General features: G+C 73.3%; 29 protein-coding genes. 15 read left to right on the top strand and 14 right to left on the bottom strand.

The genetic code is table 11. The features are described from left to right. Nucleotides 1-323 precede the first annotated feature (323 nt). From ACFV57_RS00755 to ACFV57_RS00730, 6 genes are all read left to right on the top strand, one after another. Nucleotides 324-1,802, top strand: coding sequence for an aminotransferase class I/II-fold pyridoxal phosphate-dependent enzyme (locus ACFV57_RS00755; protein WP_385224201.1), 1,479 nt, complete (start codon nucleotides 324-326; stop codon nucleotides 1,800-1,802). A gap of 1 nt (nucleotide 1,803) precedes the next feature. Continuing rightward, nucleotides 1,804-2,349, top strand: a complete 546-nt coding sequence (locus tag ACFV57_RS00750; protein ID WP_385224199.1) for a cysteine hydrolase family protein — start codon at nucleotides 1,804-1,806, stop codon at nucleotides 2,347-2,349. 202 nt (nucleotides 2,350-2,551) lie between these two features. After that, nucleotides 2,552-2,740 carry a hypothetical protein gene (locus ACFV57_RS00745; protein WP_199930990.1) on the top strand — a complete coding sequence of 63 codons (189 nt, stop codon included), beginning with the start codon at nucleotides 2,552-2,554 and terminating at the stop codon, nucleotides 2,738-2,740. Continuing rightward, nucleotides 2,737-3,564: a hypothetical protein gene (locus tag ACFV57_RS00740; RefSeq protein ID WP_385224197.1), complete on the top strand. Its 828-nt coding sequence runs from the start codon at nucleotides 2,737-2,739 to the stop codon at nucleotides 3,562-3,564. The genes ACFV57_RS00745 and ACFV57_RS00740 overlap by 4 nt, the downstream gene beginning before the upstream one ends. Beyond that, on the top strand, nucleotides 3,561-4,496 hold the full coding sequence (locus tag ACFV57_RS00735; protein ID WP_385224195.1) for a DUF6895 family protein: 936 nt from the start codon (nucleotides 3,561-3,563) through the stop codon (nucleotides 4,494-4,496). Before ACFV57_RS00740 ends, ACFV57_RS00735 begins: the two co-directional genes overlap by 4 nt. Further along, on the top strand, nucleotides 4,493-5,593 hold the full coding sequence (locus ACFV57_RS00730; protein WP_385224193.1) for a serine hydrolase domain-containing protein: 1,101 nt from the start codon (nucleotides 4,493-4,495) through the stop codon (nucleotides 5,591-5,593). The genes ACFV57_RS00735 and ACFV57_RS00730 overlap by 4 nt, the downstream gene beginning before the upstream one ends. Nucleotides 5,594-5,625: 32 nt before the next feature. Here ACFV57_RS00730 and ACFV57_RS00725 read toward each other — a convergent pair whose 3' ends face one another. Then, a complete protein-coding gene (locus tag ACFV57_RS00725; protein ID WP_385224191.1) occupies nucleotides 5,626-6,246 on the bottom strand; it encodes a YigZ family protein in 621 nt (206 codons plus the stop codon). 160 nt (nucleotides 6,247-6,406) lie between these two features. Here ACFV57_RS00725 and ACFV57_RS00720 point away from each other — a divergent pair, with 160 nt between their 5' ends. Both ACFV57_RS00720 and ACFV57_RS00715 read left to right on the top strand, forming a co-directional pair. Further along, entirely contained in the window at nucleotides 6,407-6,814 is a 408-nt protein-coding gene (locus tag ACFV57_RS00720; RefSeq protein WP_385224189.1) for a CoA-binding protein, read from the top strand. Nucleotides 6,815-6,823: 9 nt separating this feature from the next. Then, complete coding sequence (locus ACFV57_RS00715; protein WP_385224187.1) at nucleotides 6,824-7,321, top strand: GNAT family N-acetyltransferase; 498 nt, start codon at nucleotides 6,824-6,826, stop codon at nucleotides 7,319-7,321. A gap of 18 nt (nucleotides 7,322-7,339) precedes the next feature. On the opposite strand, the gene ACFV57_RS00710 is transcribed toward ACFV57_RS00715, so the two are convergent. From ACFV57_RS00710 to ACFV57_RS00695, 4 genes are all read right to left on the bottom strand, one after another. After that, entirely contained in the window at nucleotides 7,340-8,413 is a 1,074-nt protein-coding gene (locus ACFV57_RS00710) for a helix-turn-helix domain-containing protein (RefSeq protein ID WP_385224185.1), read from the bottom strand. 303 nt (nucleotides 8,414-8,716) lie between these two features. Further along, nucleotides 8,717-9,283, bottom strand: a complete 567-nt coding sequence (locus tag ACFV57_RS00705) for a YbaK/EbsC family protein (RefSeq protein WP_385224183.1) — start codon at nucleotides 9,281-9,283, stop codon at nucleotides 8,717-8,719. Between the two features lie 44 nt (nucleotides 9,284-9,327). After that, nucleotides 9,328-9,900 carry a helix-turn-helix domain-containing protein gene (locus ACFV57_RS00700; protein WP_385224181.1) on the bottom strand — a complete coding sequence of 191 codons (573 nt, stop codon included), beginning with the start codon at nucleotides 9,898-9,900 and terminating at the stop codon, nucleotides 9,328-9,330. A 172-nt stretch (nucleotides 9,901-10,072) separates the two neighbouring features. Next, nucleotides 10,073-10,681: a TetR/AcrR family transcriptional regulator gene (locus tag ACFV57_RS00695; RefSeq protein WP_385224179.1), complete on the bottom strand. Its 609-nt coding sequence runs from the start codon at nucleotides 10,679-10,681 to the stop codon at nucleotides 10,073-10,075. A gap of 66 nt (nucleotides 10,682-10,747) precedes the next feature. On the opposite strand from ACFV57_RS00695, the gene ACFV57_RS00690 reads away from it, so the two are divergent. Next, nucleotides 10,748-11,074, top strand: coding sequence for an STAS domain-containing protein (locus ACFV57_RS00690; RefSeq protein ID WP_385224177.1), 327 nt, complete (start codon nucleotides 10,748-10,750; stop codon nucleotides 11,072-11,074). 73 nt (nucleotides 11,075-11,147) lie between these two features. Further along, entirely contained in the window at nucleotides 11,148-12,365 is a 1,218-nt protein-coding gene (locus ACFV57_RS00685; protein WP_385224175.1) for a cytochrome P450, read from the top strand. A 39-nt stretch (nucleotides 12,366-12,404) separates the two neighbouring features. On the opposite strand, the gene ACFV57_RS00680 is transcribed toward ACFV57_RS00685, so the two are convergent. Continuing rightward, nucleotides 12,405-13,433 (bottom strand): DUF3048 domain-containing protein, encoded by a 1,029-nt coding sequence (locus ACFV57_RS00680; protein WP_385224173.1) that lies wholly within the window; start codon nucleotides 13,431-13,433, stop codon nucleotides 12,405-12,407. A gap of 104 nt (nucleotides 13,434-13,537) precedes the next feature. Between ACFV57_RS00680 and ACFV57_RS00675 the strand changes: the two genes are divergently transcribed. Next, a complete protein-coding gene (locus ACFV57_RS00675; RefSeq protein ID WP_385224171.1) occupies nucleotides 13,538-14,299 on the top strand; it encodes a Mut7-C RNAse domain-containing protein in 762 nt (253 codons plus the stop codon). 49 nt (nucleotides 14,300-14,348) lie between these two features. Here the strand turns inward: ACFV57_RS00675 and ACFV57_RS00670 are convergent, their stop codons facing one another. Further along, nucleotides 14,349-15,137, bottom strand: a complete 789-nt coding sequence (locus ACFV57_RS00670) for an acyltransferase (protein ID WP_385224169.1) — start codon at nucleotides 15,135-15,137, stop codon at nucleotides 14,349-14,351. A 130-nt stretch (nucleotides 15,138-15,267) separates the two neighbouring features. Here ACFV57_RS00670 and ACFV57_RS00665 point away from each other — a divergent pair, with 130 nt between their 5' ends. Both ACFV57_RS00665 and ACFV57_RS00660 read left to right on the top strand, forming a co-directional pair. Next, complete coding sequence (locus ACFV57_RS00665; RefSeq protein WP_385224167.1) at nucleotides 15,268-15,759, top strand: DUF6328 family protein; 492 nt, start codon at nucleotides 15,268-15,270, stop codon at nucleotides 15,757-15,759. After that, nucleotides 15,659-16,144 (top strand): Ku protein, encoded by a 486-nt coding sequence (locus ACFV57_RS00660; protein ID WP_385224165.1) that lies wholly within the window; start codon nucleotides 15,659-15,661, stop codon nucleotides 16,142-16,144. The genes ACFV57_RS00665 and ACFV57_RS00660 overlap by 101 nt, the downstream gene beginning before the upstream one ends. A gap of 315 nt (nucleotides 16,145-16,459) precedes the next feature. Here the strand turns inward: ACFV57_RS00660 and ACFV57_RS00655 are convergent, their stop codons facing one another. From ACFV57_RS00655 to ACFV57_RS00645, 3 genes are all read right to left on the bottom strand, one after another. Then, nucleotides 16,460-16,927, bottom strand: coding sequence for a DUF5709 domain-containing protein (locus ACFV57_RS00655; protein WP_385224163.1), 468 nt, complete (start codon nucleotides 16,925-16,927; stop codon nucleotides 16,460-16,462). Nucleotides 16,928-17,058: 131 nt separating this feature from the next. Continuing rightward, the gene (locus ACFV57_RS00650; RefSeq protein WP_385224161.1) at nucleotides 17,059-17,454 is read right to left on the bottom strand and encodes a DUF2795 domain-containing protein; all 396 of its coding nucleotides are present in this window, start codon (nucleotides 17,452-17,454) and stop codon (nucleotides 17,059-17,061) included. A 205-nt stretch (nucleotides 17,455-17,659) separates the two neighbouring features. After that, complete coding sequence (locus ACFV57_RS00645) at nucleotides 17,660-18,400, bottom strand: ANTAR domain-containing protein (protein WP_385224159.1); 741 nt, start codon at nucleotides 18,398-18,400, stop codon at nucleotides 17,660-17,662. 317 nt (nucleotides 18,401-18,717) lie between these two features. Between ACFV57_RS00645 and ACFV57_RS00640 the strand changes: the two genes are divergently transcribed. Together ACFV57_RS00640 and ACFV57_RS00635 are read left to right on the top strand one after the other, a co-directional pair. Continuing rightward, the gene (locus ACFV57_RS00640; RefSeq protein WP_385224157.1) at nucleotides 18,718-19,749 is read left to right on the top strand and encodes a Ppx/GppA family phosphatase; all 1,032 of its coding nucleotides are present in this window, start codon (nucleotides 18,718-18,720) and stop codon (nucleotides 19,747-19,749) included. A 78-nt stretch (nucleotides 19,750-19,827) separates the two neighbouring features. Continuing rightward, nucleotides 19,828-20,160 carry an STAS domain-containing protein gene (locus ACFV57_RS00635; protein WP_385224155.1) on the top strand — a complete coding sequence of 111 codons (333 nt, stop codon included), beginning with the start codon at nucleotides 19,828-19,830 and terminating at the stop codon, nucleotides 20,158-20,160. A 165-nt stretch (nucleotides 20,161-20,325) separates the two neighbouring features. On the opposite strand, the gene ACFV57_RS00630 is transcribed toward ACFV57_RS00635, so the two are convergent. The 4 genes from ACFV57_RS00630 to ACFV57_RS00615 all read right to left on the bottom strand — a co-directional run bounded on the left by ACFV57_RS00630 (nucleotide 20,326) and on the right by ACFV57_RS00615 (nucleotide 23,673). Next, complete coding sequence (locus tag ACFV57_RS00630) at nucleotides 20,326-20,625, bottom strand: hypothetical protein (protein WP_385224153.1); 300 nt, start codon at nucleotides 20,623-20,625, stop codon at nucleotides 20,326-20,328. A 299-nt stretch (nucleotides 20,626-20,924) separates the two neighbouring features. Next, entirely contained in the window at nucleotides 20,925-21,887 is a 963-nt protein-coding gene (gene ligD, locus ACFV57_RS00625) for a non-homologous end-joining DNA ligase (protein WP_385224151.1), read from the bottom strand. Between the two features lie 63 nt (nucleotides 21,888-21,950). After that, nucleotides 21,951-22,484 carry a gamma carbonic anhydrase family protein gene (locus ACFV57_RS00620; RefSeq protein WP_385224149.1) on the bottom strand — a complete coding sequence of 178 codons (534 nt, stop codon included), beginning with the start codon at nucleotides 22,482-22,484 and terminating at the stop codon, nucleotides 21,951-21,953. A gap of 163 nt (nucleotides 22,485-22,647) precedes the next feature. Beyond that, nucleotides 22,648-23,673: an alpha/beta hydrolase gene (locus ACFV57_RS00615; RefSeq protein ID WP_385224147.1), complete on the bottom strand. Its 1,026-nt coding sequence runs from the start codon at nucleotides 23,671-23,673 to the stop codon at nucleotides 22,648-22,650. Nucleotides 23,674-23,750: the final 77 nt, after the last annotated feature.

The following is a 23,750-nucleotide window of genomic DNA, read 5'->3' as shown; positions in this document are numbered from 1 at the left end:
CCGCGGCGGGTGGCCCCTACGGCGGGGCCTCCTCAAAGGCTCGCCCGCCGGCGCTCCGGCTGCGAGCGGGGGCGGCAGGCGGCGCACCGGTGCGGCAGTCGGTGCCACCGGTGTCCGACCGGCGGCGCGAGGGCGGGTTCCCCTCCCGGTGCGGGGGAAACCCGCCCGGAAGAGGAAAGATCCACCGGCGCCCGGCGTCGTCCCCGCGCACGGCCGGGGCGGGTGGGGGCGCGTCCGGCCGGTGCCGTGCGGGTGAGCCGCACCGCGGGCGGAATCGAACGGCGCGGTGATTGACCCGTCCGGGCCCGGGGAACCCCTGGCGCATGGCTGTCGATCACACACAGGCCCCGGTACTGGAGGCGCTGGCCCGCTACCGGCAGGCCGGGACGGTCTCCTTCACCCCGCCGGGCCACAAGCAGGCCCGCGGCGCCGACCCGCTGGTGCGCGAGGTGCTGGGCGACGCGGTCTTCCACAGCGACCTGCTGGCCTCCGGCGGGCTGGACGACCGGCTCGGCACGGGCCGGGTGCTGGAGCGGGCCGAGGCGCTGATGGCGGACGCGGTGCGCGCCTCGCACACCTTCTTCTCCACCTGCGGCAGTTCCCTGTCCGTCAAGGCGGCGATGCTGTCCGTGGCGGGCCCGCACGAGAAGCTGCTGATCGGCCGGGACGCGCACAAGTCCGTGGTGTCGGGTCTGATCCTGTCCGGCGTGCGGCCGGTCTGGGTGGACCCGCGGTGGGACGCGGAGCGCCGGATCGCCCATCCGCCGTCGGCCGAGGCGTTCGAGCGGGCCTTCGAGGAGCATCCCGACGCCCGCGGGGCGCTGGTGACCAGCCCGACCCCGTACGGCGCCTGCGCGGATCTGCGGGCGCTGGCGGAGGTGTGCCACCGGCGTGCGCGCCCGCTGGTCGTGGACGAGGCGTGGGGAGCGCATCTGCCGTTCCATCCGGATCTGCCATCCTGGGCGATGGACGCCGGCGCCGACGTGTGCGTGACGAGCATCCACAAGATGGGCAGCGGCCTGGAGCAGGGGTCGGTGTTCCACCTCCGGGGCGATCTGGTGCGGCCCACCGTGCTGAAGTCACGGGCGGACCTGTTCGGCACGACCAGCCCTTCGGTGCTGCTGTACGCGGGCCTGGACGGCTGGCGGCGGCAGATGGCCCTGCGGGGCCGGGAACTGCTCGGCCGGGCTCTGGACCTGGCCGCGCGGGTCCGGGCCGCCATCGAGGAGATCGACGGGCTGCACGTCCACGACCGGGCGGACTTCTGCGGCGCCGGAACGGCCGACGACTTCGACCCGCTGCCCGTGGTGATCGACGTGAGCGGGCTGGGCACGTCCGGCTACCGGGCCGCCGACTGGCTGCGCGAACACCGCGCCGTCGACGCCCACCTCGCCGACCACCGCCGGATCAGCGCCCAGCTCACCCACGCGGACGACGACACGACCGCCGGAGTGCTGCTCGACGCCCTGCGTGACCTGTCGCGGCACGCGGCGGACCTGCGCCCGGCGCCCGAGCCCGAGGTGCCGGTGCCGGGCGATCTGCGGCTGGAGCAGGCGTGCCTGCCGCGTGACGCGTACTTCGGGCAGGTGGAGGACGTACCGGCGGGCGCGGCGGCCGGCCGGATCGTGGCCGAGATGCTGACGCCCTATCCGCCGGGCATCCCGGCCGCGTTGCCCGGCGAACGGCTCGACGGGCCGGTGGTGCGGTACCTGACCAGCGGCGTACGGGCCGGGATGAACGTGCCCGACGCGGCGGACCCCGGGCTCGCGACCATCCGGGTGCTCGTCGGGGAGACCGGCTGACATGCGTACGGCGCTCATCGTGATCGACATGATCAACACGTACGAACACGCGGACGCCGAGCACTTGCTGCCGTCGGTGCGCGAGGCGCTGCCCGGCATGCTGCGCACGCTGGAGCGGGCCCGCGCATGGGACTCGGACGTCGAAGTCATCTACGTCAACGACAACTTCGGCCGGTGGCGCTCGCACCACGACGAGCTCCTCCGTACGGCGCTGGACGGACCGCACGCCGACCTGGTGGAGCCGCTCCGTCCCGACGACTCGTCGATGTTCGTGGTCAAGGCCCGGCACTCGATCTTCTTCGAGACGCCGCTGGAGTACCTGCTCGGCCAGCACGGCATCGGGCGGATCGTGCTCTGCGGCCAGGTCACCGAACAGTGCGTCCTGTACTCGGCCCTAGACGCGCACATCCGCCACCTGAACGTCACGGTCCCGCGCGACGCCGTCGCGCACATCCACGCGGACCTGGCCGACGCCGCCCTGCGGATGATGGAGCGCAACATGGGCGCCGACGTGACGGATTCGACGGCGGAGCGGCTCTTCGGATGAACAGGGCGACACAGCCCACGAGTTGACGGTCGGCCGGGGCGGCGCAGGTGGCCATGCTCTCCGGGCCGCGCGTACGGGCAGGCCCACGATCCGGCGCCCCAGTTACCCCCAATGGTCGATATGTCGATTTAGGAGTACTTTGGGAGGTGGCATCGGGGGCATCACCGGAGTTGGTGATGACATCTCTTCGAGGGAGCGAATGATGCTTGCCCAGACCCTTCAGCCCACCGGCCTCACACTCGACAAGGAAGCACTGGGGTGGGTGGCCGCCCAGCCCGAAGCGCCGCTGAGCGACGCGCCGGTCCCCGCACCGCACGGCGCCGCATGGGGCGTCCTGCTCCTGGGCCTCCTGATCTCGCCCAAGGAGCCGAAGGAAACGAAGCGCCGGTGATCTCCGAGCGCTCACGGACCGCCCACAGCGAATCGGCCGACCAGTTGGCCCGTCGCGCCCTCGATGCCCTCCGGGGCACCGGGGGCGCCGCCGTGGCCGCGGTCCACGTGGAGGCCGCGGCGTCGGAGTCCGGGAGCGACCCGGCGGTGGCGCTGGGCGCGATCCGCATTCTGGGGGCGGACGTCCTCGCGCCGTACGTACTGACCGGTCAGCCCCCGTCCGCCGGTGACACGGCCGCCGTCGGCCTCGCGCTCGGCGCACTGCCGCCGGACGAGACGCCCCCTCCGCCGCCGCCCACGGGCACCGAAGAGGCGTGGATCATGGCCTGGGTGGACTGGGGCCTCGCCACCGTGCTGGCCCGCCTCGACCCCGCCAACACCCCGGTACGGGCGGCGCCCCTCCCCCAGGGCCCTCCCCTGTGCGACGACGCCGCGCCCCGCAAGCTGCCGCCGGCCACGGACGCGGACGCCGACGGCCGTCCGGGCGGCCCCGGCGCCTCCGTTCACGAGGGCTGGGTGTCCTGGTCCGTACGGATGGGGAAGCTGTCCTCACTGGCCCTGCCGGGGCTGGACGGGCCGGTGCACGACGCCGCCCGGTCCGGCGTCCTGGGCCTCGCCCGTGGTGCCACCCGCGCCACGCTGCGGCGTGACCACCCCACCGCCGCCCGGATCACCCGCTGGCTCGCCTGGCTCCGCGCCGACGGGGTCGAGCTGCCGCTGGACCCCGCCCCCCTGACCGAACACATCGGGCTGCTCGGTGGCGGCGACCGCCCCGCTCTGGACACCGCCGTCGCCCGCCGGCTGCTCGGCCTGGAGGACATATGAGCCCGGCCCCGGCACAGACCGCGCACACCATCGGCTCCCGGGCCCTCGCCTGGCTGCACGCCAACCGCGAGCACGGCAAGCTCTCCGACTGCCCCCGGGCCGACCTCGTCGACGACGCCGACGCGTACAAGGGCCTGGGCGAGGCGGCACTCGCGGCCTCCCTGGTCCTGCGCAGCGGTGTCGCCGGCACGGCGGAGCTGGCGATGGCCCGCGAGCTGCTGGAATTCTGCTGGCAGCAGGTGGACGGCGGTGCGCTGCTGTACGAGCGGCTGCTGCGCCACCCGCTCAAGACCGACCCGATGGAGACCTACGCCCACTTCGTCCGCGGCGGCTACCGCCACCCCCAGTTCGAGCGACTGGTCGCCCACACCGTCACCCTGCGCTCGACGCACGCCGTGGAACACGTACCGAACCGGCGGCTCGCCGTCGCCAACTCCGCGCGCGTCGTCGGCCTCGACCAGGGCCAGGCAGCCTACGACTGGGCCACGCTGACCCGCGCCACCTGGCTCGGCGCCATGCCCGAGCCCTGGCACATCGACTGGCTGACCGGCTACGGCGTCACCCACGCCGCCTTCCACCTCACCGACTGGGGCCGCCTGCCCACCGGGCTCCCCGCCGACCTCGTGGACTACCTCGTCCGGTGGCTGCCGGTGTGGACCGAGATCTGGGCCGAGTGCGGCCAGTGGGACCTGATGGCCGAGCTGATGATCGTCGGCACCTGTCTGCCCGAGCCCTGGACGGAGACCGACGACTGGCAGCGACTGGCCGGCCTCCAGCGCGAGGACGGACTCGTGCCCCGCGACGACCAGCCCGTCGAAGGCGACCCGGCCGAACTCTTCGACGCCCACCAGCACCCCACCGTCGTGGCCGTCGTCGCCGGGACCATCGCCCTGACCCGGGCACTGGGCGGGCCGGGACAGCCCGGCCCATGACGGCGGGAGCACCGGCCACGGCGGCCGGCGGCCTCCCCGAAGCACTGCTGCGGGGCCTGCCCGAAGCGCTGCTGTCGGCGGCCCCGGGCGCGAGCGCCGTCGCCGTCGGCCTGTACCGGCACGGGCAGCGGTCCTTCCTCGTCCGGGGCAGCACCGCGCGCGAGGACGGCGTGCCCGTGGAGCCGTCCACCCGCTTCGAAGCCGGCTCGCTCACCAAGACGTTCACCGCGCTGCTCTTCGCCGAGCACGCCGCCCGGGGCGACGTGGGCCACCACGACCCCGTCGCCCGCCACCTGCCTCCGGGCACGCGCGTCCCCGTACGCGGTACGGACATCACCCTCACCCACCTGGCCACCCACACCTCGGGCCTGCCCCGCCTGCCTCCGGGGCTGCTGCGCTCCGCCCCCCACCGGCTCCTGGCCGACCCGTACGCCGGCTTCACGCGCGCGGACGTGCTGCGCGCCCTGTCGCGAACCCGGCTGCGGGCCCGGCCGGGCACCCGGATGCGGTACTCCAACTTCGGCGTCGGCCTCCTGGGGCACGCCCTGTGCGGCGCGGCCGGCGGGCTCCCGTACGAAGACCTGCTCGCGGCCCGCGTCCTGCGGCCACTCGGGCTGCGCGACACCACCGCAACGGCCTCCCCGCCGCCTGGGGCCGCCCAGGTCACCGGCTACTGGCACGGCCGCACCCGGCCACCGTTCAGCATCCCGGGGCTGCCCGGCGCAGGCGCCGTCCGGTCCAGCGCGCGCGACCTCCTGACACTCACCGAGGCACTGTCCCGCCCGGGAACCGCGGCCGTCAGCGGCGTACCGTCGGCCCCCTTGCGCACCGCCCTGGAAGACGTCACCCACCCGCGGCTCGTCCTGCCCCGCCGGACATCCCAGCTCGCCCTGATCTGGAACATCCGGCCCCGGCCCGACGGCTCGGACCTCTACCACCACTCGGGCGGCACCCGTGGCTGCACGGCCTTCGCCGGATTCTGCCCGCGGCGCGACACGGCACTGGTCGCCCTGGCCAACTGCGCGCCGGGCTTCGGCGCCGCGTTCGTCCAGCAGGCATACGAAGCCCTGTCGGACCTGATACGCGCTTCCGCCTGATCCGGGGCATACCGATACCCGGTCCCGTACGCCTACCCGTACGCCTCCCCGCCCACCTCCAGGCCCGCCGTGCCCGCCGTCGCGTCGGCCAGCCACGCGCGGAAGGCGTCGAGGTCGGACTCCGGCAGCCCGACCTCGATGCGCACGTCGGACCCGTACGTCACCTCGCGCACATCCCGGCCCGTGGTCCGCAGGTCGTTCTCCACCCGTCCCGCGCGCTGGTGGTCGACGGCGACGGTGACCAGGCGGAAGCGCTGCCGGGTGACCGTGCCGAGCGTGTCCAGGGCCTCCCCCACGACGCCCCCGTACGCCCGGATCAGTCCACCGGCACCCAGCTTGATGCCCCCGAAGTAACGGGTGACCACCGCGACGACGTACCTGACCTCGCGACGCACCAGCATCTGGAGCATCGGCACCCCCGCCGTGCCGCCCGGCTCCCCGTCGTCGCTCGCCTTCTGCACCCCGCCGTCGGCCCCGAGCACGTAGGCGAAGCAGTTGTGCCGCGCGGTCGGGTGCTCCTTGCGGACCCGGGCGATGAAGTCCTGTGCCTCGGCCTCGGTCGCGACGGGCGCGAGCGCGCAGATGAAACGGGACTTGTTGATCTCGATCTCGTGAACGCCCTCGCACGCGAGAGTTCGGTACTGCTCCTGCATCAGGCCACCCTATGCTCCGCCGTGAGCGCCCGAGCACTCCGTACACAGCGATTCCGGCCCCCCGGGAATCTTCGACGCCACGCACACGTTGGCGGATGCAGACGGCCGCCGGCGTGCGGCCGCGACCGGCGGACCCCGGTCCCACCCACGGGAGGCAGCTGTGTACGGCGATCCGGCGACGATCCGCAGGATTCTGCGCGAATCCGGCGACACCTGGGCCGTCGTGGGTCTGTCGACCAACCGCGACCGCGCCGCGTACGGCGTCGCCGCCGTCCTCCAGCGCTTCGGGAAGCGCGTCGTCCCGGTCCACCCGAAGGCCGAGGAGGTCCACGGTGAGCAGGGCTATCCGTCCCTCGCCGCGATTCCGTTCCCGGTCGATGTGGTGGACGTCTTCGTCAACAGCGGGCTCGCGGCCGGCGTCGCCGACGAGGCGGTCGGTGTCGGTGCCAAGGCGGTCTGGTTCCAGCTCGGCGTAGTCGACGAGGAGGCGTACCGCAAGGTACGGGCCGCGGGGCTGGACATGGTGATGGACCGCTGCCCGGCGATCGAGATACCGCGGCTGGGTTAGCGTCCGGTCATGATCGCGACACGTGCGGCGGGCCCCGGGGACGCCGAAGAGCTGGTACGGCTGCGCCGGTTGATGTTCCGCTTCATGAACGGGCGGGACGAGCCCGGGGAATGGGAGCGGACCGCCGTCGAGAGTGCGCGGCGGCAGCTTTCCGGGGATGCGCCGTGGCTCGTCGGATTCGTCGTGGAGGCCGCAGGCGGGGCGGGGCTGGCGGCTTGTGCGGTGGGGCGCGTCGAGGAGCGGTTGCCGGCTCCGGGGCACCCTTCGGGACTGTTCGGGTTCGTCTTCAGCGTCTGTACGGACCCGGAGTATCAGGGGCGCGGCTGTGCGAGGGCCACGACCGAGGCGCTGCTGAAGCATTTCGCGGAGCGCGGGGTGTCGCGCGTCGACCTGCACGCGACACCCGACGCCGAACGGCTCTACCGCAGCCTCGGGTTCGCCGAGCACTCCACACCGCTGTCCCTGGACCTGCGTTCGTGGCGGGGGCGGAGCGGCGCCGAAGGGTGAGGATGGTCCAGGGACAGGTCAGGGGGCGGGGTCGATCAGGAATGCCTGGCCGTCGCCTCCCGTGCACCGTTGCAGTGTCACCTCGGCACCTGCGGTCGTACGGGAGTCCCTGACGCCCAGGCAGTGTCCGTCGTCGGTCCGGAAGACGTAGCGGCCGACCGCCCCAACGGCGGTCTTCCCTGAGGTGCCGGACGGCTCGGCCTCGGGCGCGGGATCGACGCGGAAACTGCCGGCCCGGGCACACGCCTCCCACGGCTCCAGCAGCCCGTCCGCCGCTCCGCCCGACAGGGCTTTCAGACAGCCCTTGCCGTGGTCGGGGTGGAACCAGGCGATGCGGTACGTGTCCGTGCCCACCGGTTCCAGTTCGGTGCGCTGCGGCGGGACGTCCCCGCACGGCCGCTGTACGGCGACCAGCGACTCGTAGCGCTTGTCCTGGACGAGTCCGTCGGTCACGCACAGCGTGGGCGCCGCCGTCGGGCGGATGCGTATCCAGCCTGCGGGGACCGCGGCCTTCCGGGAGCGGACATCGGCCGCCGCGCCGGATTTCGTTCCGGCCGCCCCGTTGCCGCGGCCGGCCTGCCGGGCGTGCTGTCCGCCGTTTTCGGAGGGCGCGGCGGACGCTCCGGCCGGAGATTGCCCGGGTGATCCGCCGGTGGTCAACAGCCAGACCGTGGTCCCTGCGAGGGCGAGGGCGAGCGCGACCGTTGCCGCGATCAGTACGGGGGCCCGGCGCGCGCCGGCCGGGAGCGGCAGGCGCCGGGGGCGTTCCACGGTCGGCGGTTCCGTCGCCGATCCCGGCCCGGTGCGGCCCCTCGCCGCGACGTTCTCACGGGCGTCGAGCCAGACCGCAACCTGCTCGTCGCCCTCGCCGCAGGCGCGTACGAAGACGGCCAGGACTTCGGGGCGGGGCAGGCGTCTGCCGCTCAGCACGTCCGCGAGGGTGCTGCGCGCGAGTACCTCGCCCCGCTCGGCGGCGCGCTGTTCGAGCTGCCGGTAGGTCAGGTTCCGGCGTTCCTTGAGTTCCCGCAGCATGGCGAGGAACTCCGTCACGTCACGGGCCTCGGACGGGCCCGTGCTCCCCCTGGTGTCCATGGCGCGAATGATCGGTGGACGTACCGCCGTACGGCTATAGGAGATTCCGCCAACTCCGCGCGCCTCCGGACGGTGGCCGGACATCGCCCGGACGCGTCCGGATGTCTCCGGACAGGCTCCCCACCTGCCCGGACATCGGTCGGCACGCCCGGACGCACGCCGGGCAAGCGGGGCGTACGGCGCTTATGGCGGCTGTTTCCGGACAGTGCGACGAGGGGTCCCGCACGCTCGGCGGGGCATGCGCCCACCGCGTCCCGCGGCCGAAAGCCCCGTACCGCCGCGCGGCTCCCCGGCCCGCTCCGCCTATTCCCCCGGTACGGTCCCCAGCCCGTCCAGGACCGTCGCCCCCGGCAGTTCGGCCAGCGCCTTGCCCGGCACGATGAGCTTGCCGCGTCGGCTGCCGCTGCCGATCAGGGCGTACGGGGTGTCCGCCACGGCGGCGTCCACGAACAGCGGCCAGCTGTCGGGCAGCCCGATGGGCGTGATGCCGCCGTACGCCATGCCGGTCTCGCTGACGGCGGTGTCCATGGGCGCGAACGACGCCTTTCGGGCGCCGAGTTGGCGCCGTACCACTCCGTTGACATCGGCCCTGGTGTGCGAGAGGACGACACAGGCGGCGAGGGTGACCGCGCCGCCGCGCTTGCCCGCCACGACGACGCAGTTCGCCGACTGTTCCAGGAGCCAGGCGCCGTGGTGCTCGACCAGGACGGCGGTGTCCGCGATCGCCGGGTCGGTGTCCACGTAGCGGAACTCCTCGACGGGCACGGTCCCCCGCCAGTCGCGGAGCGCGGCGGCGACCGGCGCGGGCAGCAGGTCCAGGCAGTCGGTGGCCGGGTGGACCTCGTCGAAGGCGTCCATGGGCACGGGCATGCCGCCCAAGCTAACAGTCCGGCCGGTCCGTACGCCGGGCCGTCTCAGCCGGTGAGCGGGATCAGTACCGCCATGGTCATCACCAGCGGCCGGTCGCCGTCGTTGCGGTAGCCGTGTGCCGTCTTGGCCTCGAACGTCGCCGAGCCGCCCGCGGGCACCGTGTGCTCCGCGCCGTCCACCAGGAGCGTCAGCCGCCCCTCCGAGACGTGCAGGAGTTCCACCGTGCCGGCCGGATGCGGGTCGGAGGTGCTCTGCTCGCCGGGCATCAGCCGCCACTGCCACAGTTCGAAGGGGCCCGGCGCCTCCCCGCCCACCAGGAGGGAGGTGTAGCTGCCGGCCTCGGTGGACCACATCCGTACCGCGTCGCCCGGTGCCACGATCCGCACGTCGGGCCCCTGCTCGTAGTCGAGCAGGGTGGTGATGCTGACGCCCAGCGCGTCGGCGATCTTGACGGTGGTGCCCACGCTCGGATTGGTCCGGGCCTGCTCGATCTGGATGATCATGCCGCGGCTGACTCCGGCGCGGGCGGCCAGCGCGTCGAGGGTGTAGCCGCGCTCGGCCCGCCAGTGTTTGAGGTTGCGGGCCAGCGACTGGGTGAGCTGGTCGAGATCGGTCACGGTCCGGTCCGTCCAAGGGGTCGGGGCGCAGCCCCACGCGGGCGGTTTCCGGGCACGGGACTACGGCGTGGTGTACTGCGGCGTTCAGCACACTGTACTGCGGTGACGGCGGCCCCGGCCCCGCCCGGAGCACCAGCCCACCCCGGCTGTCCGGCCCGGCGGCCCGGCGGCCTCAGCGGTGCCGTTCGATGAGCGTACGGCCCATGTCCTGCGCCCGGCGGGCGGCCTCGGTGTCGCCCTCGGCCGCCGAGATGATCGAGCCCTTCATCAGGATGTGCCAGGAGCGGGCGAAGCCGTCGGTGTCCGTGAGCCCGGCCTCCTCGGCCAGGGACCGCACGATGGCGCGGATGTTCTCCAGGTAGCCGATGCTCGCCTGCCCCAGCGGATGGTCCGGGCCCATCTCCAGCAGCACGTTGACGAAGGCGCAGGCGTCGAAGTCGGGGCGGCGGAACCACTCGTCGAACACGTCGAAGATGGCGAGGAGCCGCTCCTCCGGGTCCGCGCCCCGCAGCCGCGCGCCGGCCTCGACGTAACCCAGGGTCCAGCGCTGCTCACGGCGCTGGAGGAACGCCAGCACCAGGGCGTCCTTGGACGGGAAGTTGCGGTAGAGCGTGGCCTTGGCCACCTGGGAGCGGGCGATCACCTCGTCGACGCCGACCGCGCGGATTCCGCGTCGGGAGAACAGCTCGTAGGCCGTCTCCAGGATGCGTTCGCGCGCCTGGGCGGGCGGACGGGCCGCCGGCAGCGTGGTTTCCGCGGCCGACGCGTCTCCTGGAGCCATCGTGTCTCCCTGACAAACGTGGTGGTGATTGTGGACAGGCTCGTCCGACCCTGACACGGTAAGGGCATGGCCCCTGAGACAGAACTGTCTGGCCCGGACTTCGCAAACATCTTGACGGTCCGCACCCATCTGCACGGCGACCGTGCCGTGCTCAGCCCCAGAGGAGAGATCGACTGCGCTTCCGTACGCCTTCTCGACCAGGCCCTGGACGGCCTGCCGCCCGTCACGCACAGCGTGACCCTGGACATCGCCGAGGTCACCTTCATGGACTCGGCCGGCCTGCACTTCGTGGAGCGCCTGCACGACTTCGGCCACCGGCGCCGCATTCCGGCCCGCACCCGTAACTGGGGCAGCCAGCCGAGCCGACTTCGGGAACTCGTCCGCCGCCCCTGAGCCTTCCTCCGGCGGCCCGGTCGGTACGGCACCGGGGTGGTCACGCCCGGGTGCCGGCGGCTAGCGTCCGGGCATGGATGGAGTCCAGGCAGTCTTCGATCCCTGGTCGCCGGATTTCGTCGCCGACCCGTACCCCGCCTATGCCGAGCTGCGCGCCCGCGGCCGTGTGCACCGCTTCGAGCCCTCGGACCAGTGGCTCGTCCCGCACCACGCGGACGTCTCGGCCCTGCTCCGCGACCGCCGGCTGGGCCGTACCTACCGGCACCGTTTCACCCACGAGGAGTTCGGCCGCGCCGCCCCGCCGCCGGAGCACGAGCCGTTCCACGTCCTCAACGACAACGGGATGCTCGATCTGGAGGCACCCGCCCACACCCGCATCCGCCGCCTGGTCTCGAAGGCGTTCACGGCCCGTACGGTCGAGCGGCTGCGGCCGTACGTCGAGGACCTGGCGGACCGGCTGGTCCGGGACCTGGTGGCGGACGGCGGCGGGGACCTCGCGGCGCGGGTCGCCGAGCCGCTGCCGGTCTCGGTGATCGCCGAGATGCTCGGCATCCCGGAGGGCGACCGGCACCTGCTGCGCCCCTGGTCGGCGGCGATCTGCGGGATGTACGAGCTGAATCCGCCGTCCGGTACGGCGCGGCGGGCGGTCGCCGCCTCGCTGGAGTTCTCCGGCTACCTGCGGGAGTTGATCGCCGCTCGGCGGGCCGCGCCGGGAGACGATCTGATCTCGGGTCTCATCGCCGCGCACGACGAGGGCGAGTCGCTCAGCGAGCAGGAGCTGATCTCCACCTGTGTGCTGCTGCTGAACGCGGGGCACGAGGCGACGGTCAACGCCACGGTCAACGGCTGGTACGCGCTCTTCCGGCACCCGGCTCAGCTGGCGGCCCTGCGCGCCGACCCGGCCGCGCTGCTGCCCACGGCCGTGGAGGAGCTGCTGCGCTACGACACACCGCTCCAGCTCTTCGAACGCTGGGTACTGGACGACATCGAGATCGACGGCACGGTCGTACCGCGCGGCAGCGAGGTGGCGTTGCTCTTCGGCTCGGCCAACCACGACCCGGCGGCTTTCGGCCGCCCCGGGCAGCTCGACCTCGCCCGCAAGGACAACCCGCACATCTCCTTCAGCGCCGGCATCCACTACTGCATCGGCGCTCCGCTGGCCCGCATCGAACTGACCGCCTCGCTGGCGGCGTTGCTGCGCAGGGCCCCGTCCCTGCGGCTGGCCGCCGTCCCGGAGCGCAAGCCGAACTTCGTGATCCGGGGGCTGCGCAGCCTGCTGGTCGAGGTGTGAAGGGGGCCCGCGCCGCCCCGTCCGGGCTGCGGCCGCGCGCTATCCCGCCCGGCCGGACACCGCCTTCTCCGGTACGAACACCACCCACACCTGACCGGGCGCGAAGTTGAGCGGCGCGCCCGAGGAGGTGGTGAAGTCCGTGCCGCCGTCGGGGGTCGACCGCGACCAGTGGGCGTCGTAGGCCTTGCCGTCGCGCAGTACCCGTGCCGCCCCCGAGCCCGTGGTCTCGGTGTACGGGGAGTAGGCGCCCCAGCGGTCGTGATAGCGCGAGGAGCGGATGCGTACGCCCTGGACGACGACGGTGGGCACGGCGAGGCGCTGCCCGGAGGCGGCCCGGACCGGAGCGCCGTCCATGGACACCAGCCAGCCCCGGCGCTCCGCCGACCAGTCGAAGGAGAAGCGGGCAGCCGGGTAACGGGCCGTGTACGAGGGCGTGTTGCGTCCGCCCGGCGGTGCGGCGCCGAAGCGGAAGCCGATGTCGCGGGCGTTGCTCGCGCCTTGGGCTGCCTTCAGGGCGCGCTCGGGGCGGAGGTAGAGGTTGTGCGGTGCCGCGCGGTCCTGGTTGCGGAAGTAGGCCCCGCCGGCCTTTCCCGCCGGCAGCGGGTACAGCGGAGCCGCCTCGACGACGGGCTCCAGCTTCGCCTGCGTACCGGAGTAGGCGAAGGCGGGGGTGCCGAACTGGCGCAGCAGTTCCAGATCGGATTCGCGGGCGCTGCGCACCGGGCCGACGGTCGACGGCAGGCGGGAGGAGTAGACGGCCAGCAGGCGCGACAGTCCCGATTCGACCCGTTCCACGTAGACGATGTCGGCGCTGTCCAGGCCTGTCTGCGGACGCGCGGGCCGGACGTTGTCGATCTTCACGGCGAGCACCGGGGCGGCCCGCGCGGCCTTCCCCGTGAAGGGCGAATGCCCGTCGGCCACGCCGCTCTGCCGGCAGCCGCTCGCCACGCCGGCCAGCAGGACGCAGAGGAACGCGGCCCCTGCCGACACCGTACGTCTGCTCGTACGCTTCCTCGCCCGCACCGCCGTCCTCTCGTCCAGCGCGACCCCGCCCGTCGAGGACACCACAGGAACGGCCGTGTGGCGAGAGGGCGCAGGCAGCCATCGGCCGCCTGCCACGGTGGCGACGACCCGGTACGCGCCCGGTTGCGGCGCGGTGGCATCCTGTCGGCGTGAACCGACCCGAGATCCACTTCAGCGTCGCCCCCGAGCTGCGGCTCTTCGTCTCCGCCGACCGGCGCCGGGGCCGGTCGGCCGTGCGCACCGACGGGACCTCCACCCTCGGACATGTCGTGGAATCGCTCGGGGTCCCGCTCACCGAGGCGGGCCGCCTGCTCGTGGACGGGCGGGAGGCGCCGGTGTCGCATGTGCCGCGGGACGGCGAGTCGGTCGAGGTGTGCGCGGTCGCACGGCCGCAGGAGGTGCCGGGCGCCCCGCTGCGGTTCCTGCTCGATGTGCATCTGGGGACCCTCGCGCGGCGGCTGCGGCTGCTGGGCGTGGACGCCGCCTACGAGAGCGAGGACATCGGCGACCCGGCCCTGGCCGCGCTGTCGGCGGCCGAGCGGCGGGTGCTGCTGTCCCGGGACCGCGGCCTGCTGCGACGGCGGGAGAACTGGGCGGGGGCGTACGTCTACAGCGATCGCCCCGACGAGCAATTGCGCGACGTCCTCGGCCGGTTCGCGCCCCGGCTCGCGCCGTGGACCCGGTGCACCGCCTGCAACGGCCTGCTCAAGGAGGCCGAGAAGGGCACGGTGGAAGAGCGGCTGGAGGGCGGTACGCGGCGTACGTACGACGTCTTCGCGCAGTGCACCGCCTGCGAGCGCGTGTACTGGCACGGGGCACACCACGCACGGCTGGAAGCCATCGTGGACGACGCGGTGCGCGAGTTCGGCGGCGCGGCGGCTTTCCGGGAAGGCTCCACCACGTTCGAGTGAGGAGGGGCGCACGCGGGCGCGAGGGAACTCGCCCTCAGGCCCCCGTCCTTCAGGGAGCTTCCGCGGCCCGTGGCTCCGGCTCCACCGGAAGCGCGCCGCCCGCCCCTCTCTCCAGCGCGGCCAGAGCCATGAGTTCCCTGGACGTCACGCCCTCGGGCACCGGCACCGGCGCCGGGGTGCGCAACGGCGGCTGCCACCCCGTCTGCGGGTCCCAGGAGCGGACGACCTTGGCGGGCGCCCCCGCCACCACCGAGTGGTCGGGGAACTCGCCCCGGACGACCGCGCCGGCCGCGACCACCACGTTGCGGCCCAGCCGGGCGCCCGGCAGTATCACCGCCCCGGTCCCTATCCAGCTGCCCGGTCCGATCGCGACCGGTTCGCTGCGCGGCCACTGCTTGCCTACCGGCAGTTCGGGGTCGTCGTAGCTGTGGTTGGTGGTGGTGACGTACACGCCGGGGCCGAAGAAGCAGTCGTCGCCGATGGTCAGCCGGACGTCGGCGATCACATGGCTGCCGCGGCCCAGGACGACACCGTTGCCGAGGGTGAGGATCGGGTCGGCGCCGAGGTCGAGGTCGGGCATCATGCCGGCGGTCAGGGTCACGTCCTGGGCGATGATGCAGTACGCGCCGATCTCGATCCACGGGTCGCCGAAGACGGTGCCCTGGGGGAAGGCCAGCCGGGTGCCGGCCCCGAGCCGGCGGAAGCGGTACGGACCCGGGCGCTCGGCGGTGACGGCGCCCGCCTCCCGTACCCAGCGCGCTCCGCGGTGCACCGCGCGGGACACCGCCCGGCGGCGCCACGCCGCCACGGATGAGAACACGTTCTGCTTTTTCGGCACCCGCTCACCGTACTCAGGCCGGTGCGCCGCCGCCCCCGCCACCCCCTGTGATCTTCACCCCAACGGCGGGTCAGGTCCGGACGGCCCGCGCCGACGGGACAGACGCCCGCGGCGCGCCTATCGTTGCGCCATGGAACCTGCCCGGCAGGCTCACAACGGCCGCCGGGAGTCGGAGGAAGAACGGGCCGACCGGCGGTGGAACGAGCTGTTGCAAGAGGTACGGGTCGCCCAGACCGGCGTACAGATCCTCTTCGGCTTCCTGCTCACCGTCGTCTTCACGCCCCGCTTCCCCGGCCTCGCACCGTCCGAGAAGGCCATCTACGTGGTGACCCTGTGCCTGGGCGCGGCGGCCAACGGAGCCCTCATCGGCCCGGTCGCCTTCCACCGCTTCGTCACCGGGCGGCACCTGAAACCGCAGACGGTCATCTGGGCCTCCCGGCTGACCATCGTCGGCATCATCCTCCTGCTGGCCACGATCATCTCGGCGTTCCTGCTCATCCTGCGCGTCGCGCTGCACGACAGTGCCGTCCCGTGGATCGTCTCCGGGCTGGTCGCGTGGTTCCTGCTGTGCTGGTTCGCGCTGCCCGTCTGGGCCCGGCGCCGGTACGCGGCGAAGCGGTGAGCGCGGCCGGGCGGTGACGAGCCGCCCGGCCCCGGGATGCGGCGGGCCGGTATCCGGCGTGCGATGGTCGCGGAGGTGGTGCGGGTCATGGCACGAGCCATGTGGAGCGGGGCGCTGTCCTTCGGGCTGGTCAGCCTGCCGGTACGGATGTACGCGAAAGGACCACGGCAAGGTCTACGCCCTGCTGCACAAGGCCCTGAAGGAGTCCAACAGAGCCGGCGTCGCCACCTTCGTGCTGCGCAACCGCGCCTGTCTGGTCGCCGTGCGGGCGGAGGGCGACGTCCTGGCCCTGCACACGCTGCACTGGGCGGACGAGATCCGCGATCCGCACGACGAGATCGGCGACCTGCCCGGCCGGACGAGGGTCGCGGAGCGGGAACTGTAAACCCGGGAACGCCGTTCCGGGAAAGGCGGCGGCCGGAGCCGGAAGCCCTCCCGGGCCGGCGACCGGGCCGACGACCTCGCCCGGCTCAGCAAGGCCGAACTCTACGGACGCGCCACCGAGGCCGGCGTCTCCGGCCGGTCCTCGATGACGCGTGACGACCTCGTCGAAGCGCTGTCCGGCAGCGGCGGCCGGAGCTCTGCGAAGGCCTCCTGAGCTGTGGTTCCACCCGCCGGCGGCCAGCAGCGGCGCCCGGCGGGCCCGGCACGGCCGCGGCGCCCGCGGGCCAGGCCGTGCCGGCAGGCGGGCGCGGCCGGTTCAGCGTGACAGGTCGGGATCGTCGACGATGTGCACCGCGGCCTCCTCCGCCGACGCCGCCCCGCCGTCGATTCCGACATCGCGGCCGATCTCGTCGTTGCGCAGGCGCAGCGCGTCGCCCTCGTCGGTGCCGGTCATCCGCCCGGCGCGCTCGTCACCCACCTGGCCGTCCACCGGTTCGCCGTCGGCGTCCTGCTGGTCGCCGATGCCGTCGCCGTCCGGCGGCCGGACATCCGGCTCCTCCCTGGCGAGCCGTTCGTCGAGGCTCTCGCCGTCCCGCTGCTCGCTCGCGGTGGTGCCCGTCCGGTTCACGGCCAGCGGCTTCTCGGGGGGTGAATAGCCCTGGTCCAGCATGTCGTCGTAGTCCGGTTCGTCGAGCGCGTCTTCCATATCCGGCTCGTCGGACGATCCCTGATTGTCGGACGCGGCCGGCTGATAGACCTCGTCGCCCCTCGCTTCATCGGACATGACAGCTCTCTTTCCAGCGCGGTGCCGGATCTGTGCCCACGGCGGGGCCGTCGTCGGCACGGCCGCCCGCCGGGGCGGAATTCCGGCGGCATCGGTGACAGTCGGTCAGTGGCTCAGCGGGCGCGGTGCCGCTACCTGCCGAGCCCCAGTGACTCCACGATGCGCTGTGCGTTCTCGTACCGCTCGTTGTCCGGCAGGCGCTGGGCCAGTTCGACCAGCCGGTCCGGGGCGTGGTTGTGCCGGAGCGTGTCGATGATGGTGCCACGGTCGGCCGGGTACATCTTGCGGTTGAGGTGCTGGGCCATTTCGGTACGTATTTCCGCGGCCTGCGGCGTCATTCCGCCCGGAGCACTGCCCGGAGCGGGAGTACCGGCGGTCCGGTCCACCCGGGGCTGGTCCTCTCCCGACGGTTCCGGCTCGTGTTCCTCCGCCGCGCGCAGCGCGCGGTCGGCCTTCAGTTCCCCCTGAAGGTGTTTCTTCATCATGTCGTCCCGGGCCGGGCCGGTCTTGTTCGTACCGTGATCCATTGCTTTTCTGCCTCCAGGACTCACTGGCTTCTTGCATCCCCGCCCCGCACGTCCGAACCCTCCCGTGCCATGCGTTACGGAGTGCCCGGCGGCCCCTCCGCGAAACAGCCCGAAGCCGAGAGCGAAAGGGCCGGCCGAAGGGCTCACCGGTCGCGTAACCGGCTCCCGGCGCCGGTATGCCGATCGGCCGGCACCGGTTTGCCGATCACCCCGGTACGGGCCGGGCGAACGGGCCGGAGTCGGCAGGACCGGTGATGATCCACCGGGCGACCTCGGTCAGCTTGCGCTGGTGGGCGCGGGCGTAGCCGCGCATCAGGGTGAACGCCTCGTCGGGGGTAAGCCTCAGGCGCTCGGCGAGCATCCCCTTGGCCTGCTCGATGACGACCCTGCTGTCCAGGGCGGCCTGGAGCTGTCCGGCCCGGTCCCGGAGGCCGTGCAGGTCCTTGCGGTACGCCAGCCCGATGGCCACGGCGTCGGCCAGCGCCTGCCCCAGCGAGATCTCCCGCCGGGCCAGCCCCCGGTGCTGGTGGAAGAGGTTGAGGGCGCCCAGCTGCCGGCCCCGGTAGCGCACCGGCAGGGCCGTGGTGGCGCTGAAGCCCTCGTCCAGCGCCTGGGCGGTGAAGTGCGGCCAGCGGGCCCGGCAGTACGGGTGGCGCAGCGGTACGTCGGTCAGGCTCTCCCCCGTACGCCAGGCGTCCCGGCAGGGTCCCTCGTCGAGGTCGGCCTGGACCCGCTCCAGGCGTGCCGCGGTGTCTCCCCAGCCCACCGCCAGCGCGGGCTGTTCCCGGTCCCGCCCGATCAGCACACCGCCCGCCTGCACCCCCGGAAGCCGTACGCAGTACTGGGCCAGCCTCTTCATGGGGCCGGACACGTCCTGCCCGCCGGCCGGGTCGGCGAGTTCGAGCAGGGCGGCGACCAGCAGTTCTTCCCGGTCGGGCGAGGACATGGCGGGGTCTCCCTTCGGCGGGCCGCACCGTCGGCCGTCGGTCGACGGGCGGTATGCCACCCCGGGTATCCCGGAACCGGACGTACAAGCTCCCGGCGGGAGTACGGGCGTGCATCGGGGCGCGGGTCCGGTGGCACGCGCCGGAGCAGCACACGGGCCGCGCGCCGGAGCACCGTACGGGCCACGGCGGCACCGGAGACGGCATGCCGCGCGGAACATCTCCCTCCGGCGTACGGAATGTCCACCCCCTTTGGCGGGCACCTAATCAGGTTGGGACTCAAGCGCTAAACCGGGCCGGAAGGGGTACCCGCACAGACATGCGCTTAGCCGTCCTGGACGCGGGATCGAACTCCGTACACCTGCTCATCAGCGAAGTGGCCGGCGGCGTGCCGCTGCCGGCCCACTCCCTGAAGGACCCCGTCCACCTGGCCGAGCACGTGGCCACGGACGGCACGGTGTCCCCGGAAGGGGCGCGGCGACTCGCCGCGGCGGTGGCGCGGGCCCGTGAACAGGCGGGCCGATGGCGCTGCGACCGGCTGTTCGCGTACGCCACGGCGGTGGTCCGGGACGCCGCCAACCGCGACGAGGTGCTGGAGACGGTCCGGACCGGCAGCGGGATGCGGCTGGCGGTGCTGCCCGGCGAGGTGGAGGCGGAGCTGACGTTCCTCGCGGCCCGGCGCTGGACCGGGCTGCGGGCCGGCCCGATGGCGCTGCTGGACATCGGCGGCGGGTCGCTGGAAGTCGCGTTCGGCCGCGGCGCCGTGCCGGACTTCGCCCTCTCCCTCCCCCTGGGAGCGGGGCGGCTGACCCGGGAGTTCCTGCCGGGCAAGGACCGGCCCACGCGTGCGGCGCTGCGGGAACTGCGCGAGTATGTGCGCGCCACGCTCAAGGACGTGGCGGCCCGGGTGCGCTGGGAGGAACCGCACACCGTGGTGGCCACCTCCCGCATGTTCCAGCAGCTGGCGCGGTTGTGCGGGGCCGCACCCGGCCGCGACGGCCCGTTCGTCGCCCGCCATCTGGCCCGTACGGATCTCAAGGCGGCGGTACGGCGGCTGTCGGAGCTGACCGCCGCCGAGCGGGCGGCCCTGCCGGGCATTTCGGCCGCCCGCTGCCGCCAGGCGCCGGCCGGGGCCGTCGTCGCCCACCAGGCGATGAAGAGCATGGGGATCGACCGGGTCACCCTCTGCCCGTGGGCGCTGCGCGAAGGGGTGCTGCTGCGCCATCTGGAGCAGGGCGGCCGGGACTGGTGGCCGAGCCCCGTGCCGCGGCACGAGAACGACGGGACCGCCACCACACCCGTCAACAGACCCTCGCCCCGCGTGCCGCGCCCCCTGGCGCCGGCCGACTGAGGGCCGGCCCGGCCCCGCCCCGCCCCGCCACCCACACCCATGTCACGCCGGGCGTCCGCGCCCCGCGCCGGAGTCATCATGAACCTGTCAAACTACCGCATCGCCGACCAGCTCGTCATCGAAGTCCCCGAGATCATCGACATCGCCAACACCGGCCAGGTCGCCGCCGGCCTCCAGGGCCTGCTGCGTGCCCCCGAGGCCAGCGGCGTCGTCATCGACCTGCGCGCCCCCATCATCACCGTGGCCGGGCTGCAGACCCTGCTGCGCTGCCAGCGGACCGCGCGGGAACGCGGCATGACGCTGAGCGTGGCCGCGGACCGCCCCATGGTCCGCAAGGCGTTCCAGCTCACCGGAGTGCACCGCGCCATCCCGGTGCACAGCTCGCTGGAGGACGCCCTCGCCGCTGTGTGACGGCGCACGGGGCGCTCGTTCCGGCCGTCACCCGAAAGAGGTGTTTACGGTACGGGGCAGCGAGTTACCCGTCCTCCACCCTTCCGCAAGCGGCCGCCGGAAGGCAGGCGCCGGGCCGGTTGAGACCACAGCCGCCGGCGCCGCTGCTCCCGGCCACCCGCCAGGTCAGGAGGAAGGCCGGTGCCCGTGGCGCCGAGGAAGCCGCTGGGGCGCGCCGGCCTTGAAGACCAGCGGGTGGGCGGGCAGCCGGGTCAGGGACGAGGAGTGCCGGTAACGATCGATGGAGGCGGCCCGGCCGTACGGGCCCGGCCTGCGGTACTGGCGTCCGCGGGCGACCGCGGCCTGCGGCTCGGCCTGCGGCGGCTGTTGAGGTCGGCGGGGGCGGAGCAGGGCGTCTTCGTACCGGCCCAGGGCAATCACGAGTCCGAGCATCGCCAGAGGCCAGAGGGCGGCGAGCAAGGGCATGGCCGCTCCCTTCCTTGCCGGTCTTACACGCTGGCTGGAGCTTCACGTCGTCTCTCGGGTCACCCCGCGGCGTGCGGGCAAACCACCGGGTGAGCGCGACCACTCCACCGGTCGTGCGGCCCGCCGTTTTTGCGGCCGCCCCCTCCGGCTCCCGAGGGACGGGGTACGGGCAGGTCAGCGCGGTGCGCTCGCTCCCCGGCCGCCGACGACACGCCCGCGAAGCGCTGTTCGGCGACTTGCGGGACGGGGCCGGATATGCAGCCGCAATCCCCCTGTCGTAACGGTCCTCGCCCGCCCGCTCAGTCCAGCCGGGTGAGATCGGGCCGCAGCCGGTGCCAGGTCGGCTGCCGGAGGCGGTCGGCGGAGGTCCAGCCCGAGAAGGTGATCTCGGCGACGAGCCGCGGTTCGGCCCAGTGGGCGCCCGGCACGTCCACCGGGTTCACGAAGGGCGGCGTGTCCCGCCGTACGACCTCCAAGTACCCGGCGAGTTCCCGGCGTTCGCGGCCGGAGAGCCCCGATCCGACGGACCCGACGTAGCGCAGTCCGCCCGGCTCGTCGAGGCCCGCCAGTACGGCGCCGGGCAGCCCGGACAGACCGCCGCGGCCCTCCGTCCAGCCGCCGATGACCACGTCGAGAGTCACCAGGTGCTTGGTCTTGCGCCACTCGGACGACCGGACACCGGAGACGTACCGAGAGGTGAGCCGTTTGGCGACGACCCCTTCGAAACCGGCGTCCAGAGTCGCCTCCCAGGTCGCCCGCGCGTGCCCCGCCACATACGCGGGCACGGACCAGTGCGGGCCGTCGTCGAGCCCCAGCCCGGCCAGGACGGTACGGCGTTCCACGTACGGGAGTGCCGCCGGCGCCTGCCCGTCGAGGTGGAGCACGTCGAACAGGACGAGGTGGACGGGGTACTCCCCCGCCAGAGTGGCCGCGCGGCGCCGGCCCGTGACGCCCATCCGGCGCTGGAGCAGCCCGAAGTCCGGCCGTCCCGCGGCGTCCAGGACCACCACCTCGCCGTCGAGGACGGCGGGTCGGCCCCGCAGCCGTTCACCGAGCGGCGCCAGCTCGGGGTACGTCGCCGTCGCGTCGTTGCCCGCCCTGGTGACCAGCCGCAGCGTCCCGTCGCCCGGCGCCTCGGCCAGGCACCGCGCCCCGTCCCACTTCACCTCGAACGCCCACTCGTCCTCTTCTCCGGCGGCGGGCAGCGGGCCGGGGGTGGCCAGCATGGGCCGGAGCGAGGGCAGCGCGGCGGACGGGACCATGCCCCGATGATCGGATGCCGCCCCGCACCCGGCCACCGGGAGGCTTGGGAGAGCCGACAGAACCTAAAGGTCCTCCGCCGCCGCGCGATGGCTCTTCGACAGTTCGACGTACATCGTGGCGTTGAGCCGGATGCCGTCGCGCTCCTCCTCGGTCAGCTCCCGCCTGACCTTGGCGGGCACCCCGGCGACCAGCGAACCCGGCGGCACCCGCATCCCCTGCGGTACGAGCGCCTGCGCCGCGACCAGCGACCCGGCGCCGATGTGCGCGCCGTTCAGTACGGTGGCGCCCATGCCGATCAGGACGTCGTCCTCGACCGTGCAGCCGTGCAGGACGGCGTTGTGGCCCACCGACACCCGCTCGCCGACCGTCACGGGGAAGCCCGGGTCGACGTGCACGGTGCAGTTGTCCTGGACGTTGCTGTCCGCGCCCAGCACGATCGGGCCGCAGTCGGCGCGCAGGACCGCGTGGTACCAGACGCTCGCACCCGGCGCCAGCGTGACCTCACCGACCACGACCGAGGTCGGCGCCGTGAAGGCCTCGGGATCGACCGCCGGTTCCTTGCCGCCCACACCCGCGACCAGTGCTCGCTGCTCCATAGCCGTACTCCTCGTTGCCGGACCGTTTCGGGTTCGCGCCTGGTGGCACAGTAGGCGACGGGCCGCCGGGCGCCGATGGCGGGACCGCGCAGGTCGCGGGCCGGGAGCGGCACGGGCCGGGAGACGTGGGCCGAGGGGCCGGGGCGTGGGGCCGGGCCGTGGGTCAGGACTTCGGCCGGGTCTCCATCGGCACCGGCCCGAGCATCTGCTCGCTGATCCAGTGCAGCGACTCCGGCATCCGCTGGATGTACGTGTGACCGCTGTGCCGCCCGTCGGGGATCTCGAACAGCGTGTGGTGGATCGGGCCGCCGGTGTGCTCCTGGATGAACTTCTTCACGTACGGCACCGCCTGCTCGTTCGAGCCCAGCTCGAAGGCGAGGTAGACCTCGGGACCGCCCTTGGCCTTGAGCTGCTCGGCCAGCAGGCGCGGGTCGTTGGCGCGCTTCTCCGCGGGGTGCCCGTTCCACATCGGCGAGTCCGGCACGGTGTCGGGCCCGTTCGCGATGACCGCCTTGAACTTCCGCGGGTTCTTCAGCACGGCCTTCAGGCCCGCGAACCCGCCCGACGAGGAGCCCATGAACGCCCACCCGTCGCGGCTGTCGTACGTGCGGTAGTTGGCGCGCGCGAAGGCCGGCACGTCCTCCGTCAGCCAGGTGCCCATCTTCGGCTGGCCGGGGATGTCACTGCCGTCGTAGTACTTCTTCTTCGGGTTCAGGACCGGCATCACCAGGATGAACGGCAGCGTCTTGCCGGACTGCGACCACTCGGCGATCTTCTCCTCCAGCTTGAAGTCGCCGCCGATCCAGTAGTTGTTCGGGTAGCCGTACGAGCCGGGCAGGGCTATCAGGACCGGGAAGCCGCTCTTGGCGTACTGGGGCTGGTTGTACTGCGGCGGCACCCAGGACCATATGTCGCCGGTGAAACCGGACTTCTTACCGTGCCAGCGCGTCTTGACTATCTTGGTGCCGTCGTCGCCCGTGGTGCGCTGCGTCACAAAGGTGGAGCGCGGCCCGGTGGGCTGGACGACCTTGGCGCTCCCGCTGCTCGCCTCGCGCGCCTGCGAGCGCAGCTGCGGCACATGGGACGCGTCGACCTCGTCCTGGTCCTGCTTACCGCAGCCGGCCATGAGCCCCACCGCCATCAGACTCACCGCGGCGACCGCCGCGGTACCGCTACGCAGGCGCTTCATCGGGACGAACTCCTTGCAGACTCAATGCCGGGCGGGGGCAGCGCGCGCCACCTCCACCGCGTCGGGCGAAAGACACC

The organism is Streptomyces sp. NPDC059788, from assembly GCF_042732265.1.
Classification (GTDB): domain Bacteria; phylum Actinomycetota; class Actinomycetes; order Streptomycetales; family Streptomycetaceae; genus Streptomyces.
Note: the sequence above shows the minus strand (reverse complement) of the source record. Positions and strands in the feature narration are given on the sequence as shown.

Bases quoted from the DNA above. Each gene is read 5' to 3' on its own strand.
- ACFV57_RS00630 (WP_385224153.1), bottom strand. From the start codon at position 20,625: ATGCCCTTGCTCGCCGCCCTCTGGCCTCTGGCGATGCTCGGACTCGTG.
- ACFV57_RS00745 (WP_199930990.1), top strand. From the start codon at position 2,552: ATGCTTGCCCAGACCCTTCAGCCCACCGGCCTCACACTCGACAAGGAA.
- ACFV57_RS00755 (WP_385224201.1), top strand. From the start codon at position 324: ATGGCTGTCGATCACACACAGGCCCCGGTACTGGAGGCGCTGGCCCGC.
- ACFV57_RS00615 (WP_385224147.1), bottom strand. From the start codon at position 23,673: ATGAAGCGCCTGCGTAGCGGTACCGCGGCGGTCGCCGCGGTGAGTCTG.
- ACFV57_RS00665 (WP_385224167.1), top strand. From the start codon at position 15,268: ATGGAACCTGCCCGGCAGGCTCACAACGGCCGCCGGGAGTCGGAGGAA.
- ACFV57_RS00640 (WP_385224157.1), top strand. From the start codon at position 18,718: ATGCGCTTAGCCGTCCTGGACGCGGGATCGAACTCCGTACACCTGCTC.
- ACFV57_RS00655 (WP_385224163.1), bottom strand. From the start codon at position 16,927: ATGTCCGATGAAGCGAGGGGCGACGAGGTCTATCAGCCGGCCGCGTCC.
- ACFV57_RS00685 (WP_385224175.1), top strand. From the start codon at position 11,148: ATGGATGGAGTCCAGGCAGTCTTCGATCCCTGGTCGCCGGATTTCGTC.
- ACFV57_RS00750 (WP_385224199.1), top strand. From the start codon at position 1,804: ATGCGTACGGCGCTCATCGTGATCGACATGATCAACACGTACGAACAC.
- ACFV57_RS00710 (WP_385224185.1), bottom strand. From the start codon at position 8,413: ATGGACACCAGGGGGAGCACGGGCCCGTCCGAGGCCCGTGACGTGACG.
- ACFV57_RS00715 (WP_385224187.1), top strand. From the start codon at position 6,824: ATGATCGCGACACGTGCGGCGGGCCCCGGGGACGCCGAAGAGCTGGTA.
- ACFV57_RS00695 (WP_385224179.1), bottom strand. From the start codon at position 10,681: ATGGCTCCAGGAGACGCGTCGGCCGCGGAAACCACGCTGCCGGCGGCC.
- ACFV57_RS00645 (WP_385224159.1), bottom strand. From the start codon at position 18,400: ATGTCCTCGCCCGACCGGGAAGAACTGCTGGTCGCCGCCCTGCTCGAA.
- ACFV57_RS00730 (WP_385224193.1), top strand. From the start codon at position 4,493: ATGACGGCGGGAGCACCGGCCACGGCGGCCGGCGGCCTCCCCGAAGCA.
- ACFV57_RS00735 (WP_385224195.1), top strand. From the start codon at position 3,561: ATGAGCCCGGCCCCGGCACAGACCGCGCACACCATCGGCTCCCGGGCC.
- ACFV57_RS00690 (WP_385224177.1), top strand. From the start codon at position 10,748: ATGGCCCCTGAGACAGAACTGTCTGGCCCGGACTTCGCAAACATCTTG.
- ACFV57_RS00620 (WP_385224149.1), bottom strand. From the start codon at position 22,484: ATGGAGCAGCGAGCACTGGTCGCGGGTGTGGGCGGCAAGGAACCGGCG.
- ACFV57_RS00635 (WP_385224155.1), top strand. From the start codon at position 19,828: ATGAACCTGTCAAACTACCGCATCGCCGACCAGCTCGTCATCGAAGTC.
- ACFV57_RS00650 (WP_385224161.1), bottom strand. From the start codon at position 17,454: ATGGATCACGGTACGAACAAGACCGGCCCGGCCCGGGACGACATGATG.
- ACFV57_RS00725 (WP_385224191.1), bottom strand. From the start codon at position 6,246: ATGCAGGAGCAGTACCGAACTCTCGCGTGCGAGGGCGTTCACGAGATC.
- ACFV57_RS00705 (WP_385224183.1), bottom strand. From the start codon at position 9,283: ATGCCCGTGCCCATGGACGCCTTCGACGAGGTCCACCCGGCCACCGAC.
- ligD (WP_385224151.1), bottom strand. From the start codon at position 21,887: ATGGTCCCGTCCGCCGCGCTGCCCTCGCTCCGGCCCATGCTGGCCACC.